This is a genomic window from Lentzea pudingi (genome assembly GCF_014646255.1).
Classification (GTDB): Bacteria; Actinomycetota; Actinomycetes; order Mycobacteriales; family Pseudonocardiaceae; genus Lentzea; species Lentzea pudingi.
In genome coordinates this window covers 71,162-84,650 of the sequence record NZ_BMNC01000007.1, presented here as the reverse complement: position 1 = coordinate 84,650, position 13,489 = coordinate 71,162, and the positions used below count along the sequence as shown (strand labels likewise).

At 68.9% G+C, this 13,489-nt stretch carries 17 protein-coding genes; 15 read left to right on the top strand and 2 right to left on the bottom strand.

Features of this window, described 5'->3' with window-relative positions:
* Position 1 precedes the first annotated feature (1 nt).
* From IEY88_RS25230 to IEY88_RS25195, 8 genes are all read left to right on the top strand, one after another.
* Entirely contained in the window at positions 2-592 is a 591-nt protein-coding gene (locus IEY88_RS25230; protein ID WP_189157323.1) for a DUF3558 domain-containing protein, read from the top strand.
* Positions 593-601: 9 nt separating this feature from the next.
* Positions 602-1,912, top strand: coding sequence for a PPE domain-containing protein (locus tag IEY88_RS25225; protein WP_189157322.1), 1,311 nt, complete (start codon positions 602-604; stop codon positions 1,910-1,912).
* Between the two features lie 5 nt (positions 1,913-1,917).
* On the top strand, positions 1,918-2,673 hold the full coding sequence (locus tag IEY88_RS25220) for an ESX secretion-associated protein EspG (protein ID WP_189157321.1): 756 nt from the start codon (positions 1,918-1,920) through the stop codon (positions 2,671-2,673).
* Between the two features lie 134 nt (positions 2,674-2,807).
* On the top strand, positions 2,808-3,113 hold the full coding sequence (locus IEY88_RS25215) for a hypothetical protein (protein WP_189157320.1): 306 nt from the start codon (positions 2,808-2,810) through the stop codon (positions 3,111-3,113).
* A gap of 10 nt (positions 3,114-3,123) precedes the next feature.
* The gene (locus IEY88_RS25210; RefSeq protein ID WP_189157319.1) at positions 3,124-4,278 is read left to right on the top strand and encodes a transglycosylase SLT domain-containing protein; all 1,155 of its coding nucleotides are present in this window, start codon (positions 3,124-3,126) and stop codon (positions 4,276-4,278) included.
* Positions 4,279-4,298: 20 nt separating this feature from the next.
* Entirely contained in the window at positions 4,299-5,429 is a 1,131-nt protein-coding gene (locus tag IEY88_RS25205; RefSeq protein ID WP_189157318.1) for a pyridoxal phosphate-dependent aminotransferase, read from the top strand.
* 59 nt (positions 5,430-5,488) lie between these two features.
* Positions 5,489-5,638 carry a hypothetical protein gene (locus IEY88_RS25200; RefSeq protein ID WP_030465871.1) on the top strand — a complete coding sequence of 50 codons (150 nt, stop codon included), beginning with the start codon at positions 5,489-5,491 and terminating at the stop codon, positions 5,636-5,638.
* Between the two features lie 38 nt (positions 5,639-5,676).
* Entirely contained in the window at positions 5,677-6,402 is a 726-nt protein-coding gene (locus tag IEY88_RS25195; protein WP_189157317.1) for a potassium channel family protein, read from the top strand.
* On the opposite strand, the gene IEY88_RS25190 is transcribed toward IEY88_RS25195, so the two are convergent.
* Together IEY88_RS25190 and IEY88_RS25185 are read right to left on the bottom strand one after the other, a co-directional pair.
* On the bottom strand, positions 6,346-6,942 hold the full coding sequence (locus tag IEY88_RS25190) for an HAD-IA family hydrolase (RefSeq protein WP_189157316.1): 597 nt from the start codon (positions 6,940-6,942) through the stop codon (positions 6,346-6,348). The two genes, IEY88_RS25195 and IEY88_RS25190, sit on opposite strands and share 57 nt — an antisense overlap.
* Positions 6,943-7,884 carry a threonine aldolase family protein gene (locus IEY88_RS25185; protein ID WP_373294189.1) on the bottom strand — a complete coding sequence of 314 codons (942 nt, stop codon included), beginning with the start codon at positions 7,882-7,884 and terminating at the stop codon, positions 6,943-6,945.
* A 183-nt stretch (positions 7,885-8,067) separates the two neighbouring features.
* Between IEY88_RS25185 and IEY88_RS25180 the strand changes: the two genes are divergently transcribed.
* From IEY88_RS25180 to IEY88_RS25150, 7 genes are read left to right on the top strand one after another with little or no spacing between them, the layout of a single operon-like run.
* Positions 8,068-8,586, top strand: a complete 519-nt coding sequence (locus IEY88_RS25180) for a SigE family RNA polymerase sigma factor (protein ID WP_189157315.1) — start codon at positions 8,068-8,070, stop codon at positions 8,584-8,586.
* 32 nt (positions 8,587-8,618) lie between these two features.
* The gene (locus IEY88_RS25175; protein WP_189157314.1) at positions 8,619-9,296 is read left to right on the top strand and encodes a hypothetical protein; all 678 of its coding nucleotides are present in this window, start codon (positions 8,619-8,621) and stop codon (positions 9,294-9,296) included.
* A 27-nt stretch (positions 9,297-9,323) separates the two neighbouring features.
* A complete protein-coding gene (locus tag IEY88_RS25170; protein WP_189157313.1) occupies positions 9,324-9,905 on the top strand; it encodes a TetR/AcrR family transcriptional regulator in 582 nt (193 codons plus the stop codon).
* A gap of 57 nt (positions 9,906-9,962) precedes the next feature.
* Complete coding sequence (locus IEY88_RS25165) at positions 9,963-10,496, top strand: SigE family RNA polymerase sigma factor (protein ID WP_030477787.1); 534 nt, start codon at positions 9,963-9,965, stop codon at positions 10,494-10,496.
* Positions 10,493-11,251 carry a hypothetical protein gene (locus IEY88_RS25160; protein WP_189157312.1) on the top strand — a complete coding sequence of 253 codons (759 nt, stop codon included), beginning with the start codon at positions 10,493-10,495 and terminating at the stop codon, positions 11,249-11,251. The genes IEY88_RS25165 and IEY88_RS25160 overlap by 4 nt, the downstream gene beginning before the upstream one ends.
* Before the next feature lie 25 nt (positions 11,252-11,276).
* Positions 11,277-12,695 carry an adenylosuccinate lyase gene (gene purB, locus IEY88_RS25155; RefSeq protein WP_189157311.1) on the top strand — a complete coding sequence of 473 codons (1,419 nt, stop codon included), beginning with the start codon at positions 11,277-11,279 and terminating at the stop codon, positions 12,693-12,695.
* Positions 12,692-13,486, top strand: a complete 795-nt coding sequence (locus tag IEY88_RS25150) for an MOSC domain-containing protein (protein WP_189157310.1) — start codon at positions 12,692-12,694, stop codon at positions 13,484-13,486. The genes purB and IEY88_RS25150 overlap by 4 nt, the downstream gene beginning before the upstream one ends.
* Positions 13,487-13,489: the final 3 nt, after the last annotated feature.

Sequence of the window (13,489 nt, the reverse complement as noted above, 5' to 3'; positions counted from 1 at the left end):
GATGCGTACCTCTAAGCTAGTCGTAGCTGTGGCCTGCGCAGCGGCCCTCTCGGCTTGCACCGCGGGAGGCGGCGAGGAAGGAACTCCCACTCCCGCGCCCCAGACTGGGACCTCCTCCGGCAACGACGCGTCGAAAAAGCTGCCGGAGCGTCCTGCGAGCCTGAAACTTGATTCGGTGGACGCGTGCAAGCTGCTGACCGCAGAGCAGATGCCGCAGATCGAGACGTCTTCCTCCCGGCCGCAATCCCTTGAACTCGTGGACGGCGCAGAAACACCGAGCTGCCACTACGAGAATGCAGGTCGTTACACGTACACAATCGGTGGAGTCACGCACAAGGGCGTTGATTACTGGCTTCACGGCGGAAACTTCACCGCCAAGGTCATCAAGGTTGCGGACTACGGCGCACTGCAGGTCGAGCTCTCTGGCGGCAGCGGCTTCGACTGCACGGTGACGGTCGACGTGGCCGATGGACAACAGTTGATGGTCAGCTACATCCCGATGACGACGGGTGAGAAGGACCAGACCGTGCTCTGCGGGAAGGCCGCGAAAGCTGCTGGTCTCGCGCTCGCCACACTGAAGACACTGAAGTGAGGGGGAGGCATGTCGGGATATCGGCAGCTCACTGACTGGAACTTCGACGGTTGGTCCAACGAGCAACTCGCGAACGAGGTCAGGCAGCTCGCGGGAACCCAGACCGCCGCGAAGTTCGGCGAGGCCTCGGCGGCGCTGCGCTCGCTCGCGAACACCCTGGAAACGGTCGATCAGACGATCCGGGACCAGCTCAGGACGCTCAAGATCGAGTGGGGCGGTGCCACCGCCGAGAAGAGCCAGAGCAAGACCGAGGTTGTCGCCGCAGGTCTCGATGAGAGTTCTCAGGCGTCCAACCAGAGTTCTCAGGCCATGACCCAACAGGGCGAGAGCACCAGCCAGGCCCGCCACAGCACACCTCCTCCGGAGCAGCTCCGGGGTGACACCGAGCAGAACTTCGGGGACAAGGTCGGCGGCTTCTTCGGCATCGAGACCGACCACGCCAAGGAAGTCGAGGCGACCAACAAGGCTCGACAGCAGGCCATCGACAGCCTCACCGGCTACATCGCGGGCAGCCAGGGCTCGCTGGACGGCTTCCGCGCCCCGGCTCAGGCACCGGACATCGTCGTAGCCAGCGGCGCGGTCGCCACCCCGGTCGGCCCCCAGGTAGGAACCCCCGCAGGCGGCCCTCCCGGCGTCACCGGCGGCCCCGGCTACACCGGTGGCCCCGGCAGCCCGGGCTCCCCCGGCTTCACCGGCACGCCAGGCCTGACCCCGGGCGCCCCGGGCAACTCCACCGGCGTCCTCCCCGGCTCCGGTCCGGGCACTCCGGTCGCGGCCGGCCTCGGCCTGCCGAAGCCCTCCGGTGTCCCGTCGTTCGGCACGGCAGCCGCGGCACTCGGCGCGGCTGGTCTCGCCGGCGGCGCGACTGGTGCTCGTGGAGCACAGGTGGTCGGCGGTGGACGCGGACCTAGCCAGGCGCCCAAGACTCCCATCGCCCCGACCGGCCCGAAGGGTGCTCCCAGCACGATCGGAGCAGGCGGCAAGACCGGCGCAGGCGGTGCAGGGGCCGGAGGCGCAGGTGCAGGTGGTGCCGGAGGTACCGGCGCGGCCGGCAAGGGACCCGGTGGCGCGATGACGCCCGGCGGTGCCAGTGGTGTCGGGCCCGACGCGGCGCGCGGCGGACAGGCGGCTGCGGGCAAGGGTGGTGTGGCCGGCAAGGGTGGTGGTTCGCTCATGTCGCCCGCTGCCACGGGTGCCAGGGGCGAAGGCGAGGAGGACGGCGAGCACGTGCGCAAGTACGGCGTCGACTCCGACGAGATGTTCGGTGATGACCGCATGGTGGTTCAGTCCGTCATCGGCGAAGACCCGAAGGACAAGTAGATCCCTTGAGCTCACCAGGTTCTGTGGTTCTGTCCACAGTGGAGTTCGCCGTGGTCTGGGAGGCGCAACGCCTCCCGGCCGCGCACGTCGCGCTGGACACGCGGATTCCCTCCGTCACCCACACGGAGAAGTCCGAGGTGGTGAAACGGGCCTGGGAGTCGCTCGAGGCGCGCGGGCTGGCGAGCAGCGGGCGGGTCGTGCCCGAGCTCGCCGACGGGTTCGCGCTGCTGGCGAACCACCAGGTGTCGATCGACCTGTGGATCTGGGCCGACCGGCAGATCAGCGGGCTCGCCGCGGCCATCGGGGACGAGGCAATCCTGGCGGTGCAGGACCGTGACGAGATGTGGTTGATCGAGGCTCGGGGCACGGCGCTCGCCGAGGCCGCGGTGTCGGTCGCCGGCGAGATGCCCGCCGGGTTCGGGCGGTCGATCAGCATTCCCTACGACGAGTTGGTGAGTGCTGCCAAGAACGTCGGGCTCGACGCGCAGCGGATGATCACCATGCTGGAGCGGCAGGGAATGCGGCTCGGTGACGCGCAGGAGCTCGCCGGGATGCTCGACGGCATGTCGACGCGCGGGCAGTTCGGGGTGCAGCGCAACGGGCGGCGTGCCGGTCGCGTTGTGTCCTTTCACGACACGCACAACGGGCGTTATCTCCGTCAGCTCAAGCCGAGCAGTGACGGGCGGCAGTGGTGCACGATCACGCCGGTCGACAACCATCGGCTCGCCGGGGTGATCTGGGAGCTCTTGCAAGAAGTCTGATCACGGAACCCCCGCACGTGCCCGCCCGTCGAACTCGACGGGCGGGCATCGTCGTCTCGAAAGAGCGAATCGGCGCACTGCCCGCCGCACTTCGTTCTAGGGTCAGTGAATAGACGTTGAGGGGGTGGGCGCGCATGGCTGCGACGAAGTTGAACACTGAAGCCATGGAACAGTGCCGATCGACCGTGAGCAGTCAGGCCGGGCAGTTCGGCGCGATCGGTGACGGCTTTTCCGGTCAGTACGGCAATCCGGACATTTTTGGGAAACTAGGCTCTTCCGGTGCGATTTCCGGCGCAGTGTCCGCAATGGACCGAACCGGCGTGCAGGAGTTCGAGGCGGCGGAAAAGGTGCTGCGCAAGGTGGAAAGCGCGCTCGACGCGATCCAGACCAACGTCGCGGACGTCGAGGAAGCCAACAAGAACTCCCTGAAGGCGGTCTGAAGTGAGCGCGATGGACGAGGTCGCGGCGTTGCCAGGTGGTGCGGACCTGGCAGCTCTCGCGGACAAGATCGAGACCGCACAACCGCAGGCCGTGCGCGACATCGCGAACCGCTGGAAGCAGGCAGCGGGCAAGTGCGGCGACCAGACGAACGTCGTGCAGCGGTCCGTCGCACAGCTCGACGGCGCCTGGGAGGGCGAGTCCGCCGACGGTTTCGTCGCCTACATGGCCAACGTCACGAAGTGCGGCACCTCGATGGCCGAAGCGCTCACCAACGCCGCGACCGACCTGGAGGCGGCCGCGAACGCGTTGGAGACCGCGAAGACCTCGATGAGCCGCATCTGCGAAGACCTGCTGAGCCGGGCCCGTCAAGCCCGCCAGCAACTCCGCAACCAGCCACAGGAGGACGTCGACAGCCTCATCCGCAGCTACTGCGCCGAGGCCACGAGTGACGCCCGACCCGTTGTCTCCCAGGCGGAAAGCGCGGTGAACGCCGCCGCAGGAACGTTGAAGGGCCGCCCCGGCGCGCTGACCCCGAAGTTCTCGGCGCTCGAGGACCCCAGCACCCAGTCCTTCACCCCGGCCCCCGGCAGGCCCGTCCAGTGGGCCCCGACCCCGCCGCCCGACGACTCGACCAAGACCTCGTCCACATCGGACTCCCAGCCCGCACCCGCACCCGCCCCGACCAACCAAGGCGGAGGCGGTGGCGGCGGCGCTTCCGGTGGCGGCGGAGGCGGAGGTGGAGGTGAGGGCGGCGGAGCGGGCGGCCTCGGCTCCAGCGGCGGCCCGCCCTCGGGCAGCCCGCCGCCCGGCAACGTCGAGGAGTGGATCCGCGAGGCCATCAAGATCCTCCAGGCCAACGGGATCCCGGTCACCGAGGAGAACATCGACGAGATCTGGAAGATCATCGAGAAGGAGTCGAGCGGCAACCCGCACGCCATCAACCTCTGGGACTCCAACGCCCAGGCCGGCACGCCCTCCAAGGGCCTCATGCAGTGCATCGACTCGACGTTCAACGCGCACAAGCTGCCCGGCCACGACGACATCTGGAACCCGATCGACAACATCATCGCCGGCGTCCGCTACACCTTCTCGCGCTACGGCGGCTTCGAAGGCCACCCAGGCCTGAAGGCGATGTCCCAGGGCGGCGGCTACCAGGGGTACTGACCTGCGGTTAGCCTGACGGCATGCTGACCGTGGCCGCCCGCGCCGACGTCCCGCCCTTCCACGTCATGGACGTGCTGTCCGCTGCCGCGCTCCGGCAGCGGACGCACGGCGACGTGATCTCCCTGGCCGCCGGCCAGCCGTCGAGCCCCGCGCCGCGCCCGGTGCGGGAGGCCGCCGCACGGGCCCTCGACGAGCACGCGCTGGGCTACACCGAGCAGCTCGGGATTCCCGAACTGCGCCAGGCCATCGCCGGGCACTACAAGCGGCAGTACGACCTCGACGTGTCGGCGGACGACGTGGTGGTGACCACGGGCTCGTCGGGCGCTTTCACGCTCGCGTTCCTGTCGGCCTTCGACGCGGGCGACCGGGTGGCGCTGGCACGGCCGGGATATCCGGCCTACCGCAACATCCTCAAGGCGCTGGGCTGCGAGGTCGTCGAGCTGCCGTGCGGCCCGGAGACGCGTTTCCAGCCCACGGTCGAGATGCTCGATCCCGGCCTCAAGGGCGTGATCGTGGCGAGCCCGGCCAACCCGACCGGCACCGTCGCCGACGTCGACCCGATCGCCTCCTGGTGCGGCGCCAACGGCGTGCAGCTGATCAGCGACGAGATCTACCACGGCATCAGCTACGGCGAGCCCCTCCGGTGTGCCTGGGAGACCAGCCGGGACGCCATCGTCGTCAACTCGTTCTCCAAGGCGTTCGCGATGACCGGCTGGCGGCTCGGGTGGATGCTGCTGCCGGAACGGCTGCGCAGGGCAGTGGACTGCCTGACGGGCAACTTCACGCTGTGCCCGCCCGCACTGGCGCAGTACGCGGCGGTCGAGGCGTTCCACGAGGACTCGTACGCGGAGACGGCCGAGCACCTCGAGCGCTACCGGGCGAACCGCGACCTGCTGCTCGAAGGCCTCACGAACCTCGGCATCGACAAGCTCGCACCCGCCGACGGCGCGTTCTACGTGTACGCGGACGTGCGGCACCTGACGGACGACTCGATGGACTTCTGCAAGCGGCTGCTGGCCGACACCGGCGTCGCGATCGTGCCGGGCATCGACTTCGACCCCGTGGACGGGCACCACTTCGTCCGGATGTCGTTCGCGGGCTCCACGCAGGACGTCGAGGAGGCCCTGCGACGGCTGAAGGCCTGGCTCTGAACCCAGGAGCAACAAAACAGCGCCGGCGGACGTTCACAGTGCGAGGAAGGGGAGGTCCTATGTGGGCGATCATCGGGTGGCTGGTGGCGATCTGGATCGTGCTGGCCGTCGTCGGAGCCGTCGTGAAAGGCCTTTTCTGGCTCGCTGTGATTGGAGGACTACTCCTCGCAGGCACTGCGGCTTACGGTGCGATCAAATCCAGGAGATGAGTCTGGATTAATGCGAACGCACCACTCACCATGAGGCGGTGTTGTTAGCCAACGAGGCCCGCCTCGAGCGGTGGGAACGAAAGGTCGAGTGGCCGTTGACGGCACTCGCCGGAGTTTTTCTCGCCGCCTACGCGTGGCAGGTCTTCGACGATCACGGGGCGATGCACGTGCCTCTGGAGATCGCGTTGTGGCTGATCTGGGCGCTGTTCGCGGCGGAGTTCGTCACCAGGATCACGTTGGCCCAGAACAAGCTGAAATTCCTGCGCACCCACCTTTTCGATCTTGCCGCGGTCGTTCTGCCGATGGTGCGGCAGCTCAGGGTGCTCAGGTTGATCACGGTCGTCACGCTGCTGAACAAGAAGTTCCAGCACAAGATCAGACAACGCGTCAGCGTTTACGTCGCGGGCGTGACGACAATCGTCGCGTTCTGCGCGAGCCTCGCGGTGCTCGACGCGGAAAGGCACGCGGAAAACGCCAGCATCACCACGTTCGGCGACGCGCTGTGGTGGACGCTGACCACCATGTCGACGGTCGGCTACGGCGACCGCTACCCCGTCACGGGTGAGGGGCGGCTCGTCGCCGGGCTGCTCATGGTCGGCGGCATCGCCCTGCTCGGTGTCATCACCGGCACGATCGCCAGCTGGCTCGTGGAGAAGCTGCGCGGCGTCGAGGAAGCAGAGCTCGAGACCGCGCAGGAACTCCGGAACCTAAGGACCGAGATCGCCGAACTCCGCAAGGAGCTCGGCACGCGCAGCAGCGGCTGACGTCCACAGGCGCGCGTCCCAGCCGGCGGTCAACGCACCCTCCACGTTGGACTGCCGGTCGTCGAAGAAGATCAGGTCCGACGAACCGATCACGGCCTCCGCACGCGCCCAGATCACCGCGTCCGGCTTCGCGCACCCGAGGTCACCCGAGAAGATCAGGTGCCGGAAGTGCTTGGCCCACGGCGTCTTCTCGGCCAGCCGCCCGAACGTCGACGGCGCGTTCGACAGCAACGCGAGCGGAACCCCCAGCGCGGACAGGTCCTCGACCAGCGCGACGGTCTGCAGCACCGGGTCGTCGAGCCAGCCCGCGTTGTCCATGGCGGTCAGCTCGCGCACGAGCTCGTCGTCGAGCGACACCCCCAGCGCGGAACCGATCCGCCCCCAGTACTCGGCGTCGGACCCGCCCCGGTCGTACGCGTCACGGTCCCAGTACACGGCCTCGAAGTCGTCGAACGACACCCCGAGCCGCGCGGCCATCGCGGGCCGTGCCGGGTTCCTCTGGCTGATGACCTCGCCGAAGTCGAACACGATCCAGCGCATCTAGACGTCCTCTCGCAGGCGACGAAGCACCTCGGCGACGTCGGACGAGTCCACGTCGCCGTGCGTCACGAACCGAACCTTGCCTGACATGGGACTGGCCAGAACGCCGACGTCGCGCAGCGACAGCAGCGTCTTGTCCAGGTCGGGCACCGACGCCAGCACGATGTTCGTGGCGGGCTCGTCCACCTCCCAGCCCAGCGCCCTCAACCCGGAAGCCAATCCATTGGCATTGGAATGATCGGCTGCCAGGCGGTCGATCCGGTCGAGCGCGACTAGACCCGCGGCCGCCAGCACACCGCCCTGCCGGACCCCGCCGCCCAGCATCTTCCGGACACGACGGGCCTCCACCACGAACGACGCGGAGCCGGCCACCACCGATCCGACCGGCGCGCCGAGCCCCTTCGACAGGCACACCTGCACCGTGTCGACCCCCAGGGTCAGCGACGTCAGCGGCACCCCGAGGGCGACCGACGCGTTCCACAGCCGGGCCCCGTCGAGGTGCACCGCGAGCCCCGCGGACCGGGCGGCGGCGACCAGGGCGGCGTGGTCGTCGACGGAGGTCACCGTGCCACCGGACGCGTTGTGCGTGTTCTCCAGGCACAGCAACGTCGTGCGCAGCCCGTAGTAAGGGGACTCGCCACCAGCGGCAGCGAGCACCGACGAAGGCGAAACGTCGTGCAGCGCGTGCGGCATCCCGCCGGCCAGCCACGCGGCGGTCCCGAGCTCGGCGTCCAGCACGTGCGCGCCGAGAGGAGCGAGGAACCGGTCCCCGCGCGACAGGTGCAGGTACAGGGCGATGAGGTTGCCCATCGAACCGGAGGGGACCCAGAGCGCGGCTTCGACGCCGAGCAACGACGCCACCCGCTCCTCCAGGGCGGCCATGGTCGGGTCGTGGTCCAGCACGTCGTCGCCGACCTCGGCCGCGGCCATCGCCCGGCGCATGGCCTCATCGGGCTTGGTGACGGTGTCCGAGCGCAGGTCAATGGGGGTCACAGCCTCGATCACATCACATCAGGTGAACGACCGAGGGGGTGATGTAGCTCTCTCCGATGGTTCGTGCAACCGTTGGCGCATCGGTTTCCGTCCTGTCAGTGCAACTCGAGGAACGAGCGGAGAGCAGTCCGCGTGGATCAGCGCGACGAGCAGGAGTTCGCGGAGTACTTCGTGGCTCGCCGTGAGGCCGTGCGCCGAACGGCATACCTGCTGTGCGGCGACTGGCACCGCGCTGACGACTTCGCGCAGACGGCGTTCGTGGCACTGCACAGGAGGTGGCGGAAGATCCGGGACAAGCAGGCTCTCGACGCCTACGTCCGGCGCAGTGTCGTGCGTGCGGTGATCGACGAGTCACGCCGTCCGTGGCGGCGCGAGAAGTTCACCGACGAGATGCCCGAGTCACCGGCGACGGACAACGAGATCGGCGAGACGGTCGCGACGCGCGAGGCGTTGATGAAGGGTCTGCGCAGGGTCCCGCCCAGGCAACGGGCCGTGCTCGTGCTGAGGTTCCTCGAGGGCCTCGACGTCACGGCCACGGCCGAGGCGCTGAAGTGCTCGGAAGGAACTGTGAAGAGTCAGACCGCGCGCGGGCTGGCGGCGCTGCGGGAAGCTCTGGGCGACACCATCGACGACCTGCGACCGGCCTCATGACCGGCGTTGTGACCAGCGAGAGGAGGACGTAGATGGACGAGCAGAAGCTCGCGGACCTGTTCCGCGACGCCGCACACGACGCACCACCGGCGTCCTTCGACGCGGGCGACGTCCGCAAGGCCTCCCGCCGGGCCGCGGTGCGCCGGCGCAACTCGATCGCCGCCGGCACCGCCTTCGTCGTGGTGCTCGGCTTCGGCGGGGTTTTCGCCGCGAACAGCTGGGTAAGCCACGACACGGGCGGTGGGAACGCCGCGGGTTCTGGGCAGACGCAGGACAACGCGGCACAATCCCCGATGACCGTGCTGGAGGCACAACCGCCTCCCACGAACTTCTCCGGTGAAGGCAAGTCCACGCAGGGGGACGCGCCGACGCCGGGAAGCACTGGTCTTGGTACCAGTGAAGGCACAGTGCAGGGCTGTGCAGGTGTGGACCGAGAGCTCGCTGACGCCCTCGCCGACGAGCTTTCGGTCTCACCGACCTCCGCCGAAGCGCCCACGCTGACGTGCTCCACCGACTCCCGCTCGGCCGCGTTCGTGATCGACGGGCTGACGATCACCGCGATCGTCACGCCGCAGTCGTTCGAAGCCCCGTCCGGCACGGAGAAGCGGAAGACCGCGAAGGGCCAGGACCTCTACGTGTTCACGCAGGGCGACGGAGAGCTGAAAGGCCAGGCCAAGCGGTTCGCGGACGCACTGGCCCCGAAGTTCTGACCGCCCGCCCAGTACCCTGGCTCGACCATGACAGCAGCAACTCCCAAGGGTGAGCGCCGGCGGCAGGCGCTCGTGGAGGCCGCGTCCGGCCTGTTCGCGGAGGGCGGCTTCGACGCGGTCAGGCACCGCGCGGTCGCCGAACGCGCAGGTCTGCCGCTCGCGTCGACCACGTACTACTTCGACTCGCTGGACGAGCTGATCACGGCGGCCGTCGAGTTCCACGGCCGCAGCGAGCTGGCGCTGTTCCGGCAGAGGCTCTCGGAGATCCGGGAGCAGATGACCGACGACGAGCTCGTCGAGTTCATGCTCGACCTGCTGATCGGCGAGAGCATGACCGACCTCGAAACGGTGTTGCTGCGCTACGAACGCCTCGTCGCCACCGGCCGCCGCCCGTACCTGCGGCCGGTGATGCGCGTGCTGTCGACCGAGCTGCGCGAGCTGATCGCCGACGTCGTCGCCCGGACCGGTCGTGACATCGACAGCGACGGGGTCGAGGAGATGATGGCCATCGTGGACGGTTCGGTGGTCAACTCGTTCATCGAGCTCAGGTCCGATCCGCGTGGCGTCGCGGGCAGGATGCTCCGTTCGGCTCTTTCGCGTCACGCGTGATGCAACCCCGCGTTCCTCCGATGCGTTCCCCTGGTTGAGGACGCGAGAGGGGAACGCATGCGCAAGGCCGACGAACAGGGCTTTCGCGAGTTCGCGGCAGCCAATGCCGCGTCCTTGCGACGTACCGCGTACCTCTTCTGCGGCGACTGGCACACAGCGGAAGACCTGATGCAGTCGAGCCTCATGAAGATGTACCTGGCGTGGAAGCGGATCAAGGACCTGGACAACCTGATCGCCTACGCCCGCAAGGTGCTGCTGCGCACCTGGCTGGACGAGAAGCGCAGGCCGTGGCGCAGAGCCGAGCAGCGCGACGGAGAGCTGCCCGACGCCGCCGACGCCACCGTGGACCCGGACACGACGAGCGCCAAGCTGTGGGCGCGTGAGCTGGTGCACACCGCGCTGCTGCAGGTGCCGCCACGTCAACGGGCGGTGCTCGTGCTGCGTTACTTCGAAGACCTGCCGGTCGCCGAGGTGGCGGTCGCCATGGGATGCACCGAGGGAACGGTCAAGAGCCAGACGGCGCGTGGTCTCGCGACGCTGCGCACCATCGTGGAGAAGCTCGACAGCAGTTCGGGGAGGGTCGCGTCGTGAGTGAGCAGGAGATCCGCGAGGGAATGCTGCTGGCCGTCTGGGACGAGCCGCCGCTCGACTTCGACCCCGACACCCTGATCAGGCGGGTCGAGCAGAAAAAAAGTCGCCGACGAGCGCTGGTCACTGTGGGCGTGGCTACGGCGATGATCGTCGTGGCGTCGTTCTCGCTGCCCGGCCTGCTGCCCCGCGACAGGAACACCCAGCTGGGTTCCGAGACGCAGACGACCTCGTCCCCGGCGCCGGCCGAGTCGATGGAGAGGAAGGCCCAGCTCGTCGGCGACAGGCTGGTGTCGAGTCTCGGCGGCCGGATGACGAACCTCAAGGACCTCTACTCGTCGTTCAACCCCGGCCGGGTTCCCGTCTACCCGCCGTACCAGACGAAGGCCCCGGACTGGAGCACTCGCGACTCGGACTTCTCGGGTTACCTGTACCTCACCGACGACATCGGGCCGACCGCGCTGCGCGTGACCGTCTCCAAGGGCGGTCTCAACACCAAGTCCTTCTGCGAGGGCGCGGTCGAGTGCAAGGACGTGCGGCAGCAGGACGGGACGGTCGTCTCGACTGCCGAGTACCTGCAGGGATCGCCGGAGGTCCAGCTCGCCCAGGTGGCCCGCAGGTTCGAGAGCGGGCTCGTCGTGCAGATCGCCGCGTTCGCCTACAACCCCTCGAACGGCAACGGGCAGCGCCAGACCGTCCCGGTGCGCGTGGGGGTGCTCACAGAGCTGGTCACGGACCCCGGCATCCGCTGGGAGTGAGCTCGGGGTGCACTAGATTGAGGGCGTGACGAAGCCCCGCATCGCCAACGTCCTCGCAGGTCGGTACGCCTCCACGTCGCTCGCGACGCTCTGGTCGGCCGAGCACAAGATCGTGCTGGAGCGCCAGCTGTGGCTCGCGGTCCTGCGCGCCCAGGCGGCTGCGGGCATCGAGGTCCCGGCGACGGCGATCGCGGACTACGAGCGCGTGCTGGAGCAGGTCGACCTGGAGTCGATCGCGGCGCGGGAGCGGGTCACGCGGCACGACGTGAAGGCGCGCATCGAGGAGTTCAACGCGCTCGCGGGCCACGAGCAGGTCCACAAGGGGATGACCTCGCGCGACCTGACGGAGAACGTCGAGCAGCTGCAGGTGCTGCGGTCGCTGGAGCTGATCCGCTCCAAGGTCGCCGCGGTCCTCGGCCGGCTCGCGCGCCTCGCGGCCGAGCACTCGGACCTCGTCATGGCCGGTCGTTCGCACAACGTGGCCGCGCAGGCCACGACGCTGGGCAAGCGCTTCGCGACGGGCGCCGACGAGCTGCTGGTGGCGTTCTCCCGCCTCGACGAGCTGATCGCGCGCTACCCGTTGCGCGGCATCAAGGGCCCGGTCGGCACGGCCCAGGACATGCTCGACCTGCTCGGCACGCCCGAGAAGCTGCAGGAGCTGGAGCGGACGGTCGCGGGCCACCTCGGCTTCGAGCGCGTGCTCACGTCCGTCGGCCAGGTCTACCCGCGCTCGCTCGACTTCGACGTCGTCTCGACGCTCGTGCAGCTCGCCGCGGCGCCGTCGTCGGTCGCGAAGACCATCCGGCTGATGGCGGGCCACGAGCTCGTCACCGAGGGCTTCAAGCCCGGCCAGGTGGGGTCCAGCGCGATGCCGCACAAGATGAACACCCGCTCGTGCGAGCGCGTGAACGGCTTCGCGGTGATCCTGCGCGGCTACCTGTCGATGGTCGGCGAGCTCGCGGGCGACCAGTGGAACGAGGGCGACGTGTCGTGCTCGGTCGTCCGCCGGATCGCGCTGCCGGACGCGTTCTTCGCGTTCGACGGGCTGCTGGAGACGTTCCTGACGGTGCTCGACGAGTTCGGCGCGTACCCGGCCGTCGTCGCCCGTGAGCTGGACCGCTACCTGCCGTTCCTCGGCACGACGAAGGTGCTGATGGCGGCCGTGCGCGCGGGTGTCGGCCGGGAGACCGCGCACGAGGCCATCAAGGAGAACGCGGTGGCCGTCGCGCTGGCGATGCGCGAGCAGGGCCTGGCGCACAACGACCTGCTGGACCGGCTCGCCGCCGACTCCAGGCTGCCGCTCGACAAGGCCGCCCTGGACGCGCTCCTGGCCGACCGCCTGTCGTTCACCGGCGTGGCGTCGGCGCAGGTCGCGGCCATCGTCGAGCAGGTCGCCGCGGTCGTCGACAAGTACCCGGCCTACGAGCCGGAGCCGATTCTGTGATCGTCTCCGACCTGGTCGTCTACCCGGTCAAGGGATGCGGCGGGTACTCCGTCGCGTCCTGCGCCGTCGAACCGACCGGCCTGCGCGGCGACCGGATGATGATGCTGGTCGACGACGACGGGGTGTTCCTGTCGCAGCGCAAGGTCCCGGAGATGGCGGCGATCCGCCCGCACCTGACGGACTCCGCGTTGTGCCTCGGCGGAGCGGAGTTCCCAATCGTCGCCGACGGGCCTCGGGTGCCGGTCGTCGTGCACACGTGGCACGGGTCCGGAGTGGACCAGGGCGACGAGGCGGCGGAAGCCTTCTCCTCGACTCTGAAGAGGTCCGTGCGGCTCGTGCGCACGCCGCCGGACATCCACCGGGAGACGACCGGTGAGACCACCGGAGTCGTCGGGTACGCGGACGGCAACGCGTTGCTGGTGCTCTCGCTGTCCTCATTGGACGGCCTGAACGAACGCATCCTGGAACGCGGCGGCGACCCGGTGCCGATGAACCGCTTCCGCCCCAACGTGGTCGTGTCCGGCTGGCCGGAACCGCACACGGAGGACCGGGTGCGGCGCGCGGCCATCGGTGACGTGGAGTTGGCCTACGCCAAGGACTGCGTGCGTTGCGCCGTGCCGATGGTCGACCAGGGGACGGGGTTGAAGGACGGTCCCGAGCCGATTCGTTCACTGGCGACCTACCGTCGTGATCCCGACGGCGGGGTGACGTTCGGGATGAAGGCGCAGGTCGTGACCACGGGCACCATCGCGGTCGGCGACAAGATCGACGTGCTGGAGTGGCGGGCTTAGCCC

Coding starts and splice junctions, on each gene's coding strand:
- IEY88_RS25190 (WP_189157316.1), bottom strand. CDS start 6,942: ATGCGCTGGATCGTGTTCGACTTCGGCGAGGTCATCAGCCAGAGGAAC.
- IEY88_RS25175 (WP_189157314.1), top strand. CDS start 8,619: ATGGACGAGCAGAAGCTCGCGGACCTGTTCCGCGACGCCGCACACGAC.
- IEY88_RS25200 (WP_030465871.1), top strand. CDS start 5,489: ATGTGGGCGATCATCGGGTGGCTGGTGGCGATCTGGATCGTGCTGGCC.
- IEY88_RS25215 (WP_189157320.1), top strand. CDS start 2,808: ATGGCTGCGACGAAGTTGAACACTGAAGCCATGGAACAGTGCCGATCG.
- IEY88_RS25185 (WP_373294189.1), bottom strand. CDS start 7,884: ATGCGCCGGGCGATGGCCGCGGCCGAGGTCGGCGACGACGTGCTGGAC.
- IEY88_RS25205 (WP_189157318.1), top strand. CDS start 4,299: ATGCTGACCGTGGCCGCCCGCGCCGACGTCCCGCCCTTCCACGTCATG.
- IEY88_RS25225 (WP_189157322.1), top strand. CDS start 602: ATGTCGGGATATCGGCAGCTCACTGACTGGAACTTCGACGGTTGGTCC.
- IEY88_RS25210 (WP_189157319.1), top strand. CDS start 3,124: ATGGACGAGGTCGCGGCGTTGCCAGGTGGTGCGGACCTGGCAGCTCTC.
- IEY88_RS25165 (WP_030477787.1), top strand. CDS start 9,963: ATGCGCAAGGCCGACGAACAGGGCTTTCGCGAGTTCGCGGCAGCCAAT.
- IEY88_RS25170 (WP_189157313.1), top strand. CDS start 9,324: ATGACAGCAGCAACTCCCAAGGGTGAGCGCCGGCGGCAGGCGCTCGTG.
- IEY88_RS25230 (WP_189157323.1), top strand. CDS start 2: ATGCGTACCTCTAAGCTAGTCGTAGCTGTGGCCTGCGCAGCGGCCCTC.